Origin of the sequence: Streptomyces sp. NPDC048196, from assembly GCF_040652715.1 — a bacterium.
Classification (GTDB): domain Bacteria; phylum Actinomycetota; class Actinomycetes; order Streptomycetales; family Streptomycetaceae; genus Streptomyces; species Streptomyces siderophoricus.
Window position 1 is genome coordinate 41166 of sequence record NZ_JBEZMM010000017.1, and the last position, 17309, is coordinate 58474.

Genomic DNA, 17309 nt, shown 5'->3' on the forward strand with positions numbered 1-17309 from the left:
GTCAGTACTCCACGTCCTGGGCGCGGCGGCGGATCGTCGTCACGGCGTCGCGCTGGTTGCCGGTCGGGCCGTAGTAGTTCGGGGCGAACGACAACTGGCCGTATCCGCCGATGAGATGGGTCGGCTTGATGAGCAGTTTGGTCAGGGAGTTGTGCACGCCACCGCGCCGCCCGGTCGCCTCGGATCTGGGCACGTTCACCAGGCGTTCCTGTACGTGGTACATGAACACCGTGCCCGTCGGCATGCGGTGCGAGACCACCGCGCGGGCCACCACCACTCCGTTGGTGTTGACCGCTTCCACCCAGTCGTTGTCGGCGGCCCCGATCGCCTCGGCGTCGGCGGGGCTCATCCAGATCACCGGGCCGCCGCGGGCCAGGGTCTGCATCAGGAGGTTCTCCTGGTACTCGGAGTGGATGGACCACTTCGAGTGCGGGGTGAGATAGCGGACGGTGACCGCGCGGTCCGTGCCCGGCCGCCCGGCCGGGCCGCTCTCGCCGAGCTCGGCCATGTTCAACGGCGGGCGGTAGACCGGGAGTTGTTCGCCCAGCTCGGCCATCCAGTCGTGGTCGAGGTAGAAGTGCTGCCGGCCGGTGAGGGTGTGCCAGGGCTTGTGGTGCTCGGTGTTGATGGTGAAGGGCGCGTACCGGCGGTCCGGGGCCTCCTTGCCGGACCATTCGAAGCTGGCGCCGACCTGCACCGGTCGCTGCTGGGTGTCGCTGAACACCACCCGGCGCTCGGCCACCGACGCCGACAGCTCGGCGAGCCCGGCGCCGGGGCCGACCCGGTCGGCGAGCCGGTCGAACCCCTCGGCCGCGAGGCGTCCGTTGGTGGTGCCGGACAGGGCGAGGATCGCCTCGCACAGTTTGACGTCGGTGTCGAGCAGCGGTCGTCCGCGGGCCGGTCCCGAGGGGGCCGTGCCGCACCGCGCGGCCAGCCAGCCCGCCTCCGGGCCCGGCATGACGGTCACCCCCTTGACCGTCATGCCGTGTTCCTCGGCCAGCGGCCCGAACGTGGCCATCCGGTCCGCGATCGCGGTGTAGTCGCGCTCCACCAGCGTCATCTTCGGGTGGTTGCGACCCGGTTCGGGCCGCTCCGGTCCGTCGCGCCAGTCGGTGACCCGCCCACCGGGCTGGGCGGTCTCGTCCTTGGTGTCGTGCTGCAGGGCGGTGGCCACCAGGTCGTACGCCACGTCGAGGCGGCCGGCGGCCAGCTCGCTGAGCTTGCCGGCCAGGCCGTGGAAGATCTCGAAGTCGGTGCGGGCCTGCCAGGGCGGGCTGATGGCGGGGCTGAAGGCGTGCACGTAGGGGTGCATGTCCGTGCTGGACAGGTCGTGCTTCTCGTACCAGGTCGCGGCCGGCAGCACGAGGTCGGAGAAGAGCGTGGTGGAGGTCATCCGGAAGTCGAGGGAGAGCAGCAGGTCGAGCTTGCCGTGCGGGGCGTCCGCATGCCAGGTGACCGTTCGGGGGCGGCTTTCCGGCGGCGCCTCCTCGGCGCCGGCGCTGTCCCGCGCGCCGAGCAGATGCCGCAGGAAGTACTCGTTGCCCTTGGCGGACGAGCCGATGAGGTTGGCCCGCCACACCGTCAGCACCCGCGGCCAGTTGGGTGCCGCGTCCGGATCCTCGCAGGCGAAGTCCAGTTCACCCGCGGCGAGCCGGTCCGCCACCCAGTCGCCCGGTTCCTGGCCGCTCTCGCGCACCTGCCGTCCGAGGTCGAGCGGGTTGGCGGAGAACGTGGGGTACGACGGCATCCAGCCGAGCCGGGCGGACTGTGCCACGAGGTCGGCGGTGTGCTGCCCGGCGAAGGTTCCGCGGCCGGTGGGCGAGGCCAGCGCGTCGGCGGCGTACGACTCGTAGCGCCACTGGCCGGTGTGGAGGTACCAGTACGGAGTGCCCGCCATCTGGCGCGAGGGCCGCACCCAGTCCGCCGCCGACGACAGCTGCTGCCAGCCCGCGTACGGCCGCACCTTCTCCTGGCCGACGTAGTGCGCCCAGCCGCCGCCGTTGACGCCCTGGCAGCCGGTGAGGATCAGCAGCGACAGGAACGTCCGGTAGATGGTGTCGGAGTGGAACCAGTGGTTGGTGCCCGCGCCCATCACGATCATGGAGCGGCCCCGGCTCCGTTCCGCGGTGCGGGCGAACTCCCGTGCCACCCGGACCGCCGCGGCGGCCGGCACCGAGGTGATCTCCTCCTGCCAGGCCGGGGTGCCGGGCTGCGCCGCGTCGTCGTAGCCGGTGGGCCACTCACCCGTCAGTCCGCGGCGGGGCACCGCGTACTGGGCGAGCAGCAGGTCGAAGACGGTGGTCACCAGCCGCCCGCCGATCTCGCGGACCGGGACGCCACGGGTCACCGTGCGGCCCGGCTCGTCGAACCGGGGCAGCGTCACCTCGACGCCCGAGCCACCACCGTGGGCGTCCTCGTGACCGTGGAAGGACAGCAGCGGATCGATGCCGCCCAGGTCCAGGTTCCAGGCGCCCTCCCCGCCCTTGGTCCACCGGTCGCCCATCGTCCCGTTCGGTACGACGACGTCCTCGGTGTCCGCGTCGACGAGCACCGGCATCCACTGCCGCGCCTCCTCCGCCGCGTGCGGGGCGAGTCCCAGATCGGCGGCGGTGACGAACTTCCCCGGCACGTACCGGCCGGCGCCGCGCTCCTCCAGTGCCACGAGGAACGGCAGATCGGTGAAACGCTTCACATAGTCGGTGAAGTACGGGACCTGCCGCTGGACGAAGAACTCCGTGAGCACCACATGGCCCATCGCCATGGCCAGGGCGCCGTCGGTGCCAGGGTGCGGATGCAGCCATTCGTCGGCGAACTTCGTCGCGTCCGCGTAGTCGGGCGAGACCACCACGACCTTCTGGCCCCGGTAGCGCGCCTCGGCCATCCAGTGCGCGTCCGGCGTCCGCGTCACCGGCACGTTGGAGCCCCACAGCATCAGGTACGCCGCGTCCCACCAGTCCCCCGACTCGGGGACATCGGTCTGGTCGCCGAAGACCTGCGGCGAGGCGATCGGCAGGTCGGCGTACCAGTCGTAGAAGGAGAGCATGGGCGCGCCGATGAGGGAGTGGTAGCGCGCGCCGACGGCGTGGGAGGCCATCGACATGGCGGGGATCGGCGAGAACCCCGCGATGCGGTCGGGGCCGTACTCCTTGAGGGTGTGCACCTGTGCGGCGGCCGCGATCTCCAGGGCCTCGTCCCAGCCGATGCGGACCAGACCGCCCTGCCCGCGCGCCGACTGGTACCGCCGCCGCTTCTCCGGGTCCGAGGTGATCTCCGCCCAGGCGGCCACCGGGTCACCGCCGAGCCGCTCCTTCGCCTCCCGGAACAGTTCCACGAGCACGCCCCGCGCCATCGGGTGGCGCACCCGGGTGGGCGAGTAGGTGTACCAGGAGAACGAGGCACCGCGCGGACAGCCCCGCGGCTCGTACTCCGGCCGGTCGGGGCCGACCGACGGATAGTCCGTCTCCTGGGTCTCCCAGGTGATCAGCCCGTCCTTGACGTAGACCTTCCAGGAGCACGAGCCGGTGCAGTTGACGCCGTGGGTGGAGCGCACCACCTTGTCGTGGGCCCACCGCTCGCGGTACGCACTGTCGTTGACGGACTGGTCCGTGCGGTACACGGCCCGCAGATCGAGGGTCGTCGGCGCCCTCCGCAGCAACTGGCCCGCCCTGAGCAGCCGGTCGGCCGCTTCGGCCGCCGCACGCTCCGCGTCCGCCCTCGCCCTGCCTCGCACCACAGCCCACCACTCTCTTGTGAACGCGATGGAGCACCACCTCCGGGGGAGGCGGATCGCCCTCGATTGCTCACCCAGCATCCCGCCGGGGATCAACGAGCAAATAGAACATACCGGGGCATTTAGCGAGAGCTGGCGAAGGCTTTCATTGCACTTTGCAATGTTTGGCGGCGTCATTGTCTTTCTGACCGAACAGTTTCGGACACCCCGAGACTCCGAGGCCCCACGCCCCCACACCCTCTCGCCCGGTGTGGCCGTGGCAGGATTCCCGCTCATGACGCTTGAACCATCGGATCGGCCCGTTGCCCTGGTCACGGGGTCCACGTCGGGCATCGGCGAAGCCGTCGCGCGGCGGCTGGCGGCGGACGGCATGCGGGTCGTCGTGCACTCGCGGAACAGCGCGGAGGCCGGTGAGGCCCTGGCGGCGGAGCTCGGCGGTGCGTACGTACGGGCCGATCTGGCGGTGGAGGAAGAGGCCCGCGGGCTGGCCGAGGCGGCGCTCGACCGGTACGGGCGGCTGGACGTGCTGGTGAACAACGCGGGCATCAGCTGGCCGATCCCGCACGATGACCTGGCCGCGGCCACACCGGCGGACTGGCGGCAGCTGCTGGAGGTCAACCTGATCGCGCCGTGGGTGCTGTGCACGGCGGCGCTGCCGGCCCTGCGCGAAGCCCCGGCGGGCGGCAGCATCGTGAACGTCACCAGCCACGCCGGGGTCCGCCCCAAGGGCTCCTCGGTGCCGTACGCGGCGAGCAAGGCCGCGCTGAACCACGTGACCCGGCTGCTCGCGGCCGCGCTCGCGCCCGACGTACGGGTCAACGCGGTGGCTCCGGGGCTGGTGGACACGCCCATGACGAAGGACTGGGCGCACGCGCACGAAATCTGGCGGGACCGCGCGCCGATGCGCCGCCCGGCCCAACCCTCCGACGTCGCCGACCTGGTGGCGTCGGTGCTCGCCAACGGCTACCTCACCGGCGAGGTCATCCTGCTCGACGGCGGGCTGAACCTCACCTGACGCGCCAGGGACCCGGGGCGGCGGCGCGGGCGGACGGCCACCCCGGGCACCTCTGGCACCTCTGGCACCTCTGGCACGCTACGGACCGCGTCGCTCAAGCCGCCGTGAACCAGGTGCCCAGCGCCTCATGCAGGCCGTCGCCCGTGGTGCCTTGCCAGGCGACGTAGCAGTCGGGCCGGAGCAGCAGGGCGGTGTCGAGTTCGGGGACGGCCACGGTGCCGACGTGCGGGGCCCAGGGGCCTGCGTCGAGGGTCCCCGTCGGGTCCAGGAGGAGCGGCCGGCCGGTGCGGGTCAGTTCGCGCAGGCCCGGCAGGTCCGGTGCCCAGCGGCCGACGAGCGCTCCGGTCGCCGGCCCCATGTCGTAGGTGAGGTCCGCGCCGGACAGCAGATCCGCGAGGTGCTGCCGCGTCGCCGGCTGGGCCAGCAACTCGCCGAAGAGTTCCCGCAACGCCGTCACCTCGCCGCCCGGCCGGGTCAGCAGCGACTGCGCCTGGGTGTGCATGGCGACCCGCCGGGCGGCCGGGGCCCGTTCCGCCTCGTAGGTGTCCAGCAGTCCCTTCGGTGCGTGGCCGCGCACGGCCGCGGCCAGCTTCCAGCCGAGGTTCACCGCGTCCTGCAGGCCCAGGTTGAGCCCCGGGCCGCCGATCGCCGAGTGCACATGTGCGGCGTCACCGAGCAGGAATATCCGGCCCGCGCGGTTGCGCGACGCGATCCGGGTGTTGCCGCCGGACAGCCGCCTCATCGAGTGCGGTCCCGGCCCGTTCGGCGGGCCGAGCGGCAGGTCCGCGCCGAGCACCCGGGAGACGCTGGCCCGAAGCGCGTCGAGCGAGGCCTCGCCCTCGGCCGGCTGCCCCCATTCCACCGTGCTGAGCAGCGGATCGCCGCCGGGGAACGGGGCCCAGGCGATCAGACCGCCTTCGGTCCGCAGGTGCCGGAACGGCGGCACGGTGCCGAAGCCGGGCACGACCAGCCCGCCATCGGGCCCGACCAGCTCCCGGGGCACGCTCACATGTCCGGTGCGCGAGACCGAGTCGTCCCTGGTCACGCCCGGGAAGTCGATCCCGGTGAGCTTGCGGACCACGCTGTGCCCGCCGTCGGCGCCGACCAGGAACGCCGCCTCGACCGGCTTGCGCCCGCGCAGCTCGACCACCACCGACCGCTCGCCCTGCGTCAGGCCGATGACCTCATGCTCGCGGCGGACCTCGGCGCCCAGTTCGGCCGCGCGCCCAGCGAGCATCCGCTCGATCCGGCGCTGTGGCACTTGCAAGGTGTGGAGCGGGTTGTCCGGCAGGCCGGTCAGGTCGAGCGGGAACGCACCGAAGACGTGGCCGGGTGCCGGCCGAGGGGTGGCAGGGGCACCGGGCGCGGTCAGCCGCTCGTACAGGCCGCGCCGGTCGAGCATGCGGACGACCTGACCGACCAGGCCGTTCGCGCGCTGCTCGGAGGTCGGTTCGGCGAGGCGTTCCAGGACGAGCGGGCGCACACCGGCCAGGGCGAGCTCACAGGCGAGCATCAGGCCGTTGGGTCCGGCGCCCGCGATGACGACGTCGATCATGAGTGGTTTCCGTTTCCGGGCAGGGGCCATCGGCCCGACCGCCGCCGGGCTTCCGGTCCGGGAGGGTGTGGCCTACGGGTGGATTCCTCGGGGTGAATTCCTCGGGTGCGCGTCTGCGGGACGAGCCCTGGGGGGCCCTGTCGGGTGGACTCCTACGGGGCCGACAGGCCCGCCGCGAACCGGGTGAGGGCGTCCGCGAGCAGGCGGCTCACAGGTACCGGAGGGTCGGTGCGGAGGTGGTGCGCGGTGGCGGTGTTGATCGCGGCGACGACTGCGGACGCGACGAGGTGCGGGTACAGGTCCTGGTGCAGATCGGTACCGGTACGGTCGGCGACGGCCGCGGCGATCTCGGCCTCGGCGATGGCGCCGGCCCGCAACATCTCGCCCTGCAGGGCCGGTTCGGAGACCATCATGCGCACGCCGGCCGTCCACCGGGCCGCGTCGGCGACGGGATGAGCGGCCGTCTCGGCGTCCGGCCCGAACTGGGCCGGCACCGAGCGGGTGAGCGCCTCCCAGAGCGGCTCCGCCGGGCCCGCGCGCAGCGCCTCCGCGATGCGGAGAATGCGGTCGAGGTGGCGGGCGACGATCGCTTCTCCCTTGCTGGAGAAGTAGTTGTTGAACGTGCGCGGGGAGACTCCGGCAGCCTCGGCGATGTCCTCCACCTTGACGTTGCCGAAGCCGCGCTCGACGGTCAGCCGGACCGCCGCCCAGCTGAGCGCCGCACGCGTCTCGGCCTTCTTCTGTTCTCGCAACCCCATGACCGGAGACGGTAGCAAATCTTGCGTGACACGCAAATATGCGCGCCACGCAAGTTTCGCTCGGAGCGGCGGCGTTCCTTCTGGCGGCGGTGGCGCTCAGTCCGCCGTCCCGCTCAGGCCACGCGCCGTCCCGCTCAGGCCACGCAGAACTCGTTCCCTTCCGGATCGGTGAGCAGCGACCACTCGCCCCCGGGCTCCTTCACGTGCCGGACCAGGGTCGCGCCGCGCTCCCGCAACCGGGCCACGGTCGCTTCCCGCCGGCCCGCCTCGGTGTGGATGTCGAGGTGAAGCCGGTTCTTTCCGCTCGCCTTCGGCTCGGGAACGCGGTTGAACAACAGGCGTCTGCCCCGGCCGGCGCCGCTGAGCGGGTCGAACGGGTCCTCGGGGTGCCGGACGGCCGCGGCGTCCCGCCAGAACAGCCGCCCCTGGAACTCGATGCACAGACTTTCCTCGACCGCCCCGGAGGCCAGCAGTCGTTCGATCAAGGGGCTGTTGTCCTCGATCCGGTAGTCCAACGCGTCGGCCCAGAAGGCGGCTTGGCGGTGCGGGTCGCCGGCGTCGAAGACCACTTTCCAACCGAGTGCCATAAGACTCTCCCCTCAGGAGGCAGTTGCACGGCGCATCGCCCGATTGATCACTATGCCTCCTCGGCGGAGAAGCGCACCGGCTCGCGCGAGGGCGTTGCTCAGTCGGTGACCTTGAGGACGATCTTCCCGCGGGTGCGCCGGGTCTCGCCGAGGCGGTGGGCGTCGGCGGCCCGCTCCAGCGGGAAGACGTCGGCGACCTCGACGGAGAGGGCGCCGTCCGAGATCAGCCGGGCGACCTGGGCGAGCGCCGCGCCGTCGGGCTCGACGAGGAACGGGGTCGTGCGCAGGCCGCGGTCCTCGGCCTGGGTCGCGAGTTCCGGCGCCACGTCCGACGGTACGACGACCAGCAGCCCGCCCGGGGCCAGGACGTCGAGGGAACGGGTGCCCGTCGCGTCCACCGCGTCACCGACGAGGTCGACCACCACGTCGACGTCCTTCACCACGTCCTCGAAGCGGACGGCGGTGTAGTCGATCAGCTCGTCGGCGCCCAGCTCCCGAAGCCACTCGTGCTTGCCCGCACGCGCCGTCCCGATGACATGGGCGCCCAGGTGCCGGGCGATCTGCACGGCGAAGTGACCCACCCCGCCGGCCGCGGCGTGGATCAGCACCCGCCGGCCGGGCCGGACGTCCGCGGCGTCGACCAGGATCTGCCAGGCGGTGAGCGCGGCCAGCGGAACCGCCGCCGCCTCCTCGTGGCTCAGGACCGCGGGCTTGCGGACGAACTGCCGGGCCGGGGCGGTCACGTACTCGGCGTAGGCCGAGGCGGCCCGGGGGAACCAGGGCATGCCGAAGACCTCGTCGCCCACCTTGAGCGTGTGGACGCCGAAGCCGACCTCCTCCACCACGCCGGAGACGTCCCAGCCCAGGGTGAACGGCGGGTCACCGAGCACGCCGAGCCCGCCCACGGCCCGGGTCTTCCAGTCGACCGGGTTGACCCCGGCGGCGTGCACCCGCACCAGTACCTCGGTCGGCAACGGCACCGGCCGCGCGGCCTGCGCGACGCGCAGCACCTCGGGACCGCCGAAGGCGTCCTGGACGACGGCGCGCATGGTGGTGGAGGGGGTGGTCATGGGGTGGCTCCTGAGTGCTGGGGCGGGACAACGGGTGGTGGCGGCGGTGACGGGGAGGTCTGGTGGACCGCACCCTCGCCGCGCGTCCCGGAAGCTACCTCGGAGGGAGTAGTAACCAGCAAGGGCGGTTACTATCCAAAGGGAAGTATCGAGGTGGTGGAGAGGTGGCAGGGGATGACGACGACGTGCAGGACCGGGAGCCATGACGAACACGACGTCTACGCGGCGCTGTGCCCGGGACGCGAGGTGTTCGATCTGCTGTCCAACAAGTGGACGGCGCTCGCGATCGGCGCCATGGAGGAGGGACCGCAGCGCTTCGGGGCCCTGCAGCGCCGGCTCCAGGGCGTCAGCCCGAAGGTGCTGACGCAGACCCTGCGGCGGCTGGAGACCGGCGGCTTCGTCGACCGGACCGTCATCCCCGCCGTACCGCTGCACGTCGAGTACGCGCTGACCGATCTGGGACGCAGCGTCGCCCACCCGCTCGCGGCCGTACGGCACTGGGTCGAGGCCCACCTCGACGAGATCGGCAGCCCGGCCGCCACAGCGGGCTGACGTGGGCCCCGACCCGTCGGCCTACTGGAGGAAGCCGTCGACCAGGTCGGGGTCGACGGAGGTGGCCCCGGCGGTCGTGACGCCCGTCGCGCTGCCGGGCAGGCGGAGTGCGCCACCGGTGCTGGTCACGAACAGGTCGGCGTGGCCGTCGCGGTCGGTGTCGCGCAGTCGGACCGCCGCGCCGAACGAGTCCTCGGAACCGGGGAATCGGGGCATACCCGGGGTGGCAGGGGTGACGTACTGGGAGCCGCTTCCGGAGAGGCCGCCCGGGCGCCCGCGGAGGACGTGGACGGCCCCCGCGTACGCCTTGTCGTCGAACTTCTCCCCGTACGCGCCGATCGCGAGGTCGGGGTACCCGTCGTGATCGATGTCGCCCGCGGAGAGCGAGGCGCCGAAAGCGTCCTCCGGCTCGGGGGTACCGGGGATCCCTGCGGTGGCCTGGGTGATACGGGCGGCGGTCGTGGGGCCCTGGGCGCCGCCGCGCCAGACGGTCACCGCGCCCCGGCCCTTCGCGTCGTCCGGATTTCCGATGGCGATGTCGCCGTAGCCGTCCTTGTCGAAGTCGGCGATCAGACCGTCCCCGACGTGGAAGTCCGCGGAGTTGACCGTCAGCACCTTGCCGGACGTGAGCTTCGCACCGCCTTTGAGGAACCACGCGTTCCCCTCGGTGCGCGTCCCGGGGAAGGCCGCTTCGCCGATGACCACGAGGTCGGTCGCCTTGTCCTTGGTGACCCGGCCCGCGATCAGATGTGCGGCGACGTGGTTGCTGCGGTCGGGGTGGGCGACCGGGCCGGTGATCCCCTTGCGGGAGAACGTGCCCTGGTAGACGTAGGTCTCGCCGGCGTTGATCGCGGCGAGCTCGGGCCTGCCGTCGCCGTTGAAGTCCCCGGCGGCCAGGTCGGTTCCGAAGTAGCCGTACGACTGCGGGGCCGCCTTGCCGGGGAGGGACGTGCCGCCGGACAGGCCCTTCCTGGAGCCCCACAGGATGGTGACCGCACCCTGGTCCTCGCGGCCGTTCACCTTCTCGCCCCGCGCGGCGACCGCGAGATCGCCGTAACCGTCGCGGTTGAAGTCCGCCGCGGCGCGCACCTCGCCGAACATGTCGTCCGGTTCGTCGGCTCCCGGCACGCCGGGGCTGTCCTGGTCGATGGTCTGCGAGGCGGTGCCGGGGCCGTGCGCGGTGCCGAAGACGACGCGGACGGCGCCACCGGCGGCGGCCCAGGAGGCGGACGCGTAATCGCGGAATCCGTCACCGTTGAAGTCGTCTCCGGCCACGGCGGGCGCGGCAGGCGTGGCGGCCGCCACCGCACCGGCCGGGAGGCAGAGCAGTCCGCCGGTGAGCGAGGCGACGGTGGTCGTCGCGAGGGCTGAACGAAACGGCTGGCGCATGAGCGTATGGGGTCGCATGAGTGTGTGGGATCTCCGGTTCGGGCGGGGCGCGAGGCCCTGGCTGGCTGCCGCGGTGCGCAGTCCGGCAACCGCGGCACGGAGGAGACCACTTGAGCGGCCCGAGGGTTGTGCCACCGGCGCGTAGGAGGTGGGACCGCCGGCGCGAGGCGCGAGCCCGCCGGTCGCACCTCCCCCGTACGGGCGCTCAGGCCGTCAGCGCTCAGGCCGTCAGTGTCGCGATGCCCAGGGCCAGCAGGGCGAGTGCCTTGAGCGACTCGGCTACGGCGTAGAGCAAGTGGGCGCGGGAGCGCGGGAGTTCCTCGCCGGCCAGCACCCGGTCGGAGCGGCGGTTCAGGGCCGGGCGGATCGCCGTGAGCTGTGTGGCCAGGACAAGGACGGCGACGGCCGCCGGGATCACCACGGAGGCCGGGGGACGGCCGAGGGCGACCGTGGTGATCACGACGACGGCCAGCACCGCCTCGACCCGGTTCAGTGCCCGGAAGACGAGGCGGCCGATGCCGAGGCCGATGCGTACGGTCACATCGGGGGCGCGGAACTTCAGGGGCGCCTCCAGGAAGGAGATGGCGAGGACCATTCCCAGCCAGACGAAGGTCGCCGCGACGGCCACGGCGGCGGGGGCGGCGTGCACGGTGCTCGTGGCGTGCATGGTGTTCATGGCGTGCATGGCGGTCACTGCCCCAGCCACAGGTCCGGGCCGAAGACCTCGTAGTGGATGGCTTCCGCGGGGACGCCGCGGCGCAGCAGGTCGCCGCGGACCGCGCGCATGAAGGGCAGCGGGCCGCAGAGGTAGGCGGTCACGCCCGGGGGGAGGTCGACGGTGGCGAGATCGACCCGGCCGGTCGACGCCTCCGGGGCCTGGTCGTCCGGCTGCTCGTACCAGAGATGGAGCCGGGCGTCCGGCAACGCGCCCACCAGGCTGCGCTGTTCACCGCGGTGGGCGTGGTCGGCGGGGGTGCGGTCGGCGTGCAGGACGGTCACCGGGCGGGTGGATCCGCCGGCGGCGAGGTGGTCGAGCATGGCCAGCATGGGCGTGACGCCGATACCGGCGGACGCCAGGAGCAGTGGGGCCTCCCCCTCCGGCAGCACGAGGTCGCCGAACGGGACGGAGACCGTGAGCTCGTCCCCGGTACGGGCGTGGGCGCAGAGCCAGTTGGACACTTCGCCGTCCGGCTGCCCGCCGGCTGCGGCGTTCGCGTTCCCGGCCCGGACCCGCTTGACGGTGATGCGCCAATCGGCGCGGCCGGGCGCGGCGGACAGGCTGTACTGGCGGATCTGCCGGGCGCCGTCGGGGAGTTCGACCTGGACGCTGACGTACTGGCCCGGGCGGAAGGGGGCGGTGGGGCGGCCGTCGGCCCGGCGCAGGACGAAGGAGACCGCGTCGGGGGTCTCCTGCCGCCGTTCGACGATCTCCATGCGGCGCCAGACGTCGCCCTCGGCCGCGCCGGCCTCCTGGTAGAGCCGCGCCTCGACGGCGATCAGCGCATTCGCCATCAGCCAGTAGACCTCGTCCCAGGCCGCGGCGACCTCGGGGGTGACCGCGTCGCCGAGCACTTCGGCGATCGCCGCGAAGAGGTGGCGATGGACGATCTTGTACTGGTCGGAGGTGATGCCGAGGGAGGCGTGCTTGTGCGCGATCCGGGCCAGCATGGTGTCGGGCCGGGCGTCCGGGTCCTCCAGCAGCATGCCCGCGAACGCCGCGATGGAGCCGGCGAGGGCGCGCTGCTGCTCCCCGCTGGCCTGGTTGCCCCGGTTGAACAGGTCCCGCAGCAGCTCGGGATGAGCGTCGAACAGCTTCCGGTAGAACAGCTCGGTGATGTCGCCGATGGCGGCGCCGACCGCCGGGAGGGAGGCCCGGACGACCGGGGTGGACTGCTCGGAGAGCACCGCGACTCCTTAATTGGTAAACGATCTTCTTATTTAGATGCGCAGGGCGGGGGTGCGGGCATGCAGGGGTACGCGCACCGGCCGTCCGCAGGGCGGTGTGCCGGTGGCGAGGGGTCACTCCGGCGGGCGGCCGACCAGACCGATCAGCACCGGGCCGGTGGGCGAGGCCACCAGGTCCGCCACGGTGAGCGGGTCGAGCGTGGCGTAGAACGCCTCCTGGGCGTCGCGCAGCGCCCGGCGCAGGCGGCAGGCCGCACGCAGTGGGCACGGCGGGTCGCCCTCGCAGGCGACGACCTCACCCTCGCCTTCCAGCTCCCGGACCAGCCAGCCGACCGACGCCTGCCGGCCGAGACCGGTCAGCGCCAGGCCGCCGCCGCGCCCCCGGCGCGCCTCCACCACACCCAGGCGCTGGAGGCGGGTGACCGCCTTCGCCATGTGGGTGTAGGGCACGTCCATGGCCTCGGCCACCTCGCGCGTGGTCAGCGGGTCGCCCTCTCCGGAGACCGCCAGGCGCATCACGGAACGCAGCGCCAGGTCGGTGAACTTCGTCAGCCGCACAAACCGGACGTTAACAAAGACGCATGTAGGATTCCCCTTCAGATCCGCCCGTGACGGTGTGGTATGCGTCACGAGCGAGACTGCCGGCGAGCAGGGGCCACCGAGAGCCCGTCCCGCCGGCGGTGGCACCGCACATCGAACAGGGCACGTGTATGACTGTGGAAAACGACGGCTCCCCCGGACCGGCCGGTGACGCACCGGTCCCCCGCGTGCTGTGCGACGCCGGGGCCCTGACCGCGCGCGCGGCGCTCGACGGCGCGCCGGCCGGAGCGCTGTGGCGCCTGGCGGAACCGGGACGGCAACTCGACGCCAATGTCGTCCGCATCCCGCCCGCGGGGCGGGTGGATCCGCACACCGAGCCGGACCTCGACGTCCTCCTGCTGGTCGTCGCCGGTGACGGCACCCTGCTCCGCACGGACGGTGCGCACCCGCTGGGCGAAGGAAGCCTGGTCTGGCTGCCGCACGGTTCCACCCGCGGCCTCGTCGCCGGCGCGGGGGGCCTCGGTTACCTGACCGTCCACCGCCGCCGGCCGGGCATGCAGATCCAGCCGCCCCCGTCCGCCGACCGCCTCCGGCCGTGAACCGCGGCCGGTCGGGCACCGCTTCCGCCCTGGACCGGCCGTGCAACCCTCGCGCAACCTCGTAGGGGGTTGACTGAAGGGCGTCTGCCGGGCGTTGACATGGAGGGTGGTGCGGCTGTGGACGCGGATGCCGGTGTGGAGCGGATCGCGGTGACCGCGGAGGCGGGTGCCGTGCTGCGGACCTTGCGGGAACAGCACGGGCCGTTGATGTTCCACCAGTCCGGCGGCTGCTGCGACGGCAGTGCGCCGATGTGCTACCCGGCGGGGGAATTCCGTACGGGCGGGTCGGACGTGCTGCTGGGGCGGCTGGCGGTGGCGGGGGTGCCCGAGCCGGTGGACTTCTGGATGTCGGCGGACCAGTTCGCGCGCTGGCGGCACACCCATCTGACCGTGGACGTCGTACCGGGGCGGGGCAGTGGATTCTCCCTGGAGGCGCCCGAGGGGGTGCGGTTCCTGATCCGCTCGCGGCTGCTGACCGAGGAGCCGGCGACCCGGCCGGCCCACGACTGAGGGGCCGGGCGGGAGAACGTGGTGAGACCCCACGCACGGGGGAGAGCGTGGGGTCTCACCTATAGGAACGGGTGGGAGCGCGAAGTGGTTCCCCTTCTGTGAGGATTCGGGGAAGAATCTTTCGGGTTCGCGGAAACGACGTCTCCGGCCGGGTCGCGTCCGCCCGCTCGGGCCTCGTCCGCCCGGTCAGCTCTCGCCCTGTACCAGGCGTTCGAGCAGCTCCTGGAATTCCCCGTCGACGACCACGCGCAGGCCGTCCCCGTCGGGCTCGCTCAGCGGGGTCATCATGCCCCGGCGCCACCAGAAGACCCGCGGGCTGATGGCCCCCGCCGCGTCCTCGTGGCCGGCCGCGGCGAACTGTGCCATGGCCTGGAGCGCCGGGATCACCTGGGCGTCCTGGATGCGGTGGAACGCCAGTTGGTGGCGGAACGGCATGGCGACCAGCGCACCGTCCGGGGTGAGCCCGGTGCCCATGAGCCGCTGGACCAGATCGTCGAGCACCAGCACCCGGCTGGCGGTGAAGAAGGAGTCGCCGAGCAGGACTTCGAAGGCCGAGCCGTCGCCGCGGCGTACCGTCTCGTGCCCCTCGACGGGCAGGGCGCGGAGGTTGTTCATGGCCCGGATCCGCAGTTCGGCGACGTTCCCGAGGTCGCTCAGCGAGTCCTCGCTCAGCATCTGCACCGCTTCGGGCAGATCGAGCGCGAGCACCTCGCACAGACCGGGGGCCGGTTCCCGGCCGTAGCGGAAGGCGTCCGAAGCGGGCAGGGTCTCCTGGGCGACGACCCGTGGGTAGAGGCAGGCCCGGATCTCGTCCGCGGAGAGCACCTCCAGCGGCTGCGGGCCGTCCATGGTGCGCAGCACCTTGCCGACGTGGTCCCGGATCAGCCCGGGCCAGGCGCGTTCGCCGCGCCGGTCGCGGTGGCACACCGCGGCGAGGTTGCCGAGGCCGAACTGACGCCCCGACGAGTCGGTGACCACCCCCGCGTACGCGGTGACCTCCAGGCCCTGTTCGGCGAAGGCCTGCCGGACCTGGGACCGGAAAACCCCGCCCTCCCGCTCGGAGAAGAAGCTGAACTCCCCGTCGCGTGCCAGGTCGCGGGAATCCCGCTTCGGTCCTCGGCGGAACAGGCCCATCTCTTCCTCCCGGCAGCGGCCACGCACAACGGCCATGAATGGGCCGATCGTAACGGGTGCGCCGGCCGGCCCCGGCACCCCGCTGACCACGGAACACTGCCGTGACACCGCAGGGCGACGGGGCGGGTGGGGACGAGGGGGACGAGGGGGACGTACGCGGCGGAAGCGGGTCGGCCGCCGCCGACCGGTCAGCCGCCGATGGTGACGTCGATGCAGGCGTAGAAGGCGTTCGCGGTGTCGGCGATGTTCCAGACCGCGAGGATCTTCTGCTTGCCCGTGATGCTGCCGAAGTTGACGGTATGGGTCACGGTCTGCGGAGGCTGTGCGCCGCCGCCGCTGAACTCGGCGACCTCCCTGCCGCCCGCGAAGTACTGCCAGGTGCTGGTGGCATGACGGGCCGTCAGACGCCAGGTGAAGGTCTGGGTGTGGCCGATCGGGGTGACCTTCCAGCCCTTGGCGTCGTCGTCGAGTTCGGCGAACCGGCTGTTGCCGCCGCTGCAACTGGTCAGCCCCTTGGGGCCCTCGACGCTCTGCGGCTCCCACTTGACGGGGCCGCAGTCGATGGTTCCGGCGGCGCACTGCGCCTGTCGGCTGGGGGGTGAGGAGACGTATCCGTGGGCGCCGGCCGGGGTGACCGGCAGGGTGACGACCAGCAGCGGGGCGATGCCGGCACCGATGGCGAGGGCCAGCCTTCTTTTCTTGTTCATGTCAACCCTTTCGCGAGGGGGGTGAGAGGCGCGAGGGATGCACTGATTGGTCTGGACTTTACTCCGTGACCGTGTACGGTCAAGGGGTCCGGAAGGGCCCGTCGGCAGCGACCGCGACCGCCGTCCCGCTGGAGGCCCGGACCACCAACTCCGGGGCGAGGCGGACCGTGTGGCCCGGCCCTGACGCACCGCCGGCCCGGCGCCGGGACAGCAGACGGGCGGCCTCGGCGGCGAGGTCGGCGACCGGTTGCCGGACGGTGGTGAGCGCGGGGTCGGCCAGCCCGGCGAGCGGGATGTCGTCGAAGCCGGTGACCGCGACCTCGCCCGGGACGTCCGCGCCCAACTGCCGCAGCCGTTGCAGCGCGCCGGCCGCGATCAGGTCGTTGGCGCAGACCACCGCGTCCGGGCGGGCCGGCCACAGGAGGTCGACGGCGGCCCGGCCCCACTCCACCGAGAAGTCGCCGAGGGCGAGCCGCCCGGGTGCCGCGGGGTCGAGGGCCGCGGCGCCGTTCTCGTACGCCGTGCGGCGCTCGACGGCCGCGGAGGCGGTGCCGGCGGCCCCGATGAAGCAGGGGCGGCGGCGCCCGGTGGCGGCCAGATGGGCCAGTACGAGCGCCATTCCGGCGGCGTTGTCGACGGCCACCGAGTCGGCGACGCCGGGGCCGCAGCCGCGGTCCAGCAGGACCAGCGGCACCTGTGCGGCGGCGGCCGCCACCGCCTCCCGGCTGTGCCGTTCGTCGACCGGTATCAGCAGCAGTCCGTCGACCTGCCGGGCCAGCAGGGCGCTGATCCGGACCGCCTCGGTGGCCGGGTCGTCGTCGCAGTCGGCGAGCAGGACCGCGCGGCCCTCGGCGTGCAGGGCGTGCTCCAGCTCCCGGACGAGGGTGGGGAAGAACGGGTTGGTGATCTGCGGCAGGACCAGCCCGACGGTGCCGGTGGAGCGGCTGCGCAGGGCGCGGGCGACGTGGTTGGGGCGGTAGCCGAGGCGCTCGGCCGCCGCGCGGACGGTGCGGGCGGTCTCGGCGCCGACCGGACGGGTGCCGGCGAGCACGCGGGAGACCGTGGCGATGGAGCAGCCGGACGCCAGCGCGACGTCCTTCAAGGTCACTTCGGCCACGGCGGCGCGCCCCTTTTGTCGACCCGTACCGGATGAGGGCGGCAAACGTTATCACCGCTCACCCACCGTGTCCGTGAGCGGGATCAAGCGGTCGTATGGCTCACATTTCGTTGACATCGCAAGGAGCGATGGGCGAAATTC

Annotated in this window: 16 protein-coding genes; 4 read left to right on the forward strand and 12 right to left on the reverse strand. The window is 72.7% G+C overall.

The annotated features are described in order from the left end of the window. Window position 1 precedes the first annotated feature (1 nt). Window positions 2-3733: a nitrate reductase subunit alpha gene (locus AB0E02_RS18835; protein ID WP_362140732.1), complete on the reverse strand. Its 3732-nt coding sequence runs from the start codon at window positions 3731-3733 to the stop codon at window positions 2-4. Window positions 3734-4004: 271 nt separating this feature from the next. Between AB0E02_RS18835 and AB0E02_RS18840 the strand changes: the two genes are divergently transcribed. Then, window positions 4005-4745, forward strand: coding sequence for an SDR family oxidoreductase (locus tag AB0E02_RS18840; RefSeq protein ID WP_362140734.1), 741 nt, complete (start codon window positions 4005-4007; stop codon window positions 4743-4745). A 94-nt stretch (window positions 4746-4839) separates the two neighbouring features. Here the strand turns inward: AB0E02_RS18840 and AB0E02_RS18845 are convergent, their stop codons facing one another. The 4 genes from AB0E02_RS18845 to AB0E02_RS18860 all read right to left on the reverse strand — a co-directional run bounded on the left by AB0E02_RS18845 (window position 4840) and on the right by AB0E02_RS18860 (window position 8715). After that, complete coding sequence (locus tag AB0E02_RS18845; protein WP_362140735.1) at window positions 4840-6300, reverse strand: FAD-dependent monooxygenase; 1461 nt, start codon at window positions 6298-6300, stop codon at window positions 4840-4842. Between the two features lie 152 nt (window positions 6301-6452). Then, window positions 6453-7058 carry a TetR family transcriptional regulator gene (locus tag AB0E02_RS18850; RefSeq protein WP_362140737.1) on the reverse strand — a complete coding sequence of 202 codons (606 nt, stop codon included), beginning with the start codon at window positions 7056-7058 and terminating at the stop codon, window positions 6453-6455. A gap of 134 nt (window positions 7059-7192) precedes the next feature. Beyond that, entirely contained in the window at window positions 7193-7645 is a 453-nt protein-coding gene (locus AB0E02_RS18855) for a VOC family protein (protein ID WP_362140739.1), read from the reverse strand. Window positions 7646-7743: 98 nt separating this feature from the next. Then, window positions 7744-8715 (reverse strand): NADP-dependent oxidoreductase, encoded by a 972-nt coding sequence (locus tag AB0E02_RS18860; RefSeq protein ID WP_362140741.1) that lies wholly within the window; start codon window positions 8713-8715, stop codon window positions 7744-7746. Window positions 8716-8889: 174 nt separating this feature from the next. On the opposite strand from AB0E02_RS18860, the gene AB0E02_RS18865 reads away from it, so the two are divergent. Beyond that, window positions 8890-9267, forward strand: a complete 378-nt coding sequence (locus AB0E02_RS18865) for a helix-turn-helix domain-containing protein (protein ID WP_362140742.1) — start codon at window positions 8890-8892, stop codon at window positions 9265-9267. A gap of 21 nt (window positions 9268-9288) precedes the next feature. Here AB0E02_RS18865 and AB0E02_RS18870 read toward each other — a convergent pair whose 3' ends face one another. The 4 genes from AB0E02_RS18870 to nsrR all read right to left on the reverse strand — a co-directional run bounded on the left by AB0E02_RS18870 (window position 9289) and on the right by nsrR (window position 13119). Continuing rightward, window positions 9289-10656: an FG-GAP and VCBS repeat-containing protein gene (locus tag AB0E02_RS18870; RefSeq protein ID WP_362140743.1), complete on the reverse strand. Its 1368-nt coding sequence runs from the start codon at window positions 10654-10656 to the stop codon at window positions 9289-9291. Between the two features lie 220 nt (window positions 10657-10876). Continuing rightward, entirely contained in the window at window positions 10877-11305 is a 429-nt protein-coding gene (locus tag AB0E02_RS18875; RefSeq protein ID WP_362140878.1) for a hypothetical protein, read from the reverse strand. A 41-nt stretch (window positions 11306-11346) separates the two neighbouring features. Continuing rightward, window positions 11347-12561 (reverse strand): globin domain-containing protein, encoded by a 1215-nt coding sequence (locus AB0E02_RS18880; RefSeq protein WP_362140745.1) that lies wholly within the window; start codon window positions 12559-12561, stop codon window positions 11347-11349. Window positions 12562-12675: 114 nt separating this feature from the next. Continuing rightward, window positions 12676-13119 (reverse strand): nitric oxide-sensing transcriptional repressor NsrR, encoded by a 444-nt coding sequence (gene nsrR / locus AB0E02_RS18885; protein ID WP_362140747.1) that lies wholly within the window; start codon window positions 13117-13119, stop codon window positions 12676-12678. A gap of 152 nt (window positions 13120-13271) precedes the next feature. Here nsrR and AB0E02_RS18890 point away from each other — a divergent pair, with 152 nt between their 5' ends. Both AB0E02_RS18890 and AB0E02_RS18895 read left to right on the forward strand, forming a co-directional pair. Beyond that, entirely contained in the window at window positions 13272-13700 is a 429-nt protein-coding gene (locus tag AB0E02_RS18890; RefSeq protein WP_362140749.1) for a cupin domain-containing protein, read from the forward strand. 117 nt (window positions 13701-13817) lie between these two features. Continuing rightward, window positions 13818-14210, forward strand: coding sequence for a DUF779 domain-containing protein (locus AB0E02_RS18895; protein WP_362140751.1), 393 nt, complete (start codon window positions 13818-13820; stop codon window positions 14208-14210). Window positions 14211-14396: 186 nt separating this feature from the next. On the opposite strand, the gene AB0E02_RS18900 is transcribed toward AB0E02_RS18895, so the two are convergent. The 3 genes from AB0E02_RS18900 to AB0E02_RS18910 form a co-directional block, all read right to left on the reverse strand. Then, window positions 14397-15344 (reverse strand): hypothetical protein, encoded by a 948-nt coding sequence (locus tag AB0E02_RS18900; protein WP_362140880.1) that lies wholly within the window; start codon window positions 15342-15344, stop codon window positions 14397-14399. 188 nt (window positions 15345-15532) lie between these two features. After that, window positions 15533-16051, reverse strand: coding sequence for a lytic polysaccharide monooxygenase auxiliary activity family 9 protein (locus AB0E02_RS18905; protein ID WP_362140753.1), 519 nt, complete (start codon window positions 16049-16051; stop codon window positions 15533-15535). Between the two features lie 79 nt (window positions 16052-16130). Beyond that, on the reverse strand, window positions 16131-17168 hold the full coding sequence (locus AB0E02_RS18910; RefSeq protein WP_362140755.1) for a LacI family DNA-binding transcriptional regulator: 1038 nt from the start codon (window positions 17166-17168) through the stop codon (window positions 16131-16133). Window positions 17169-17309 lie beyond the last annotated feature (141 nt).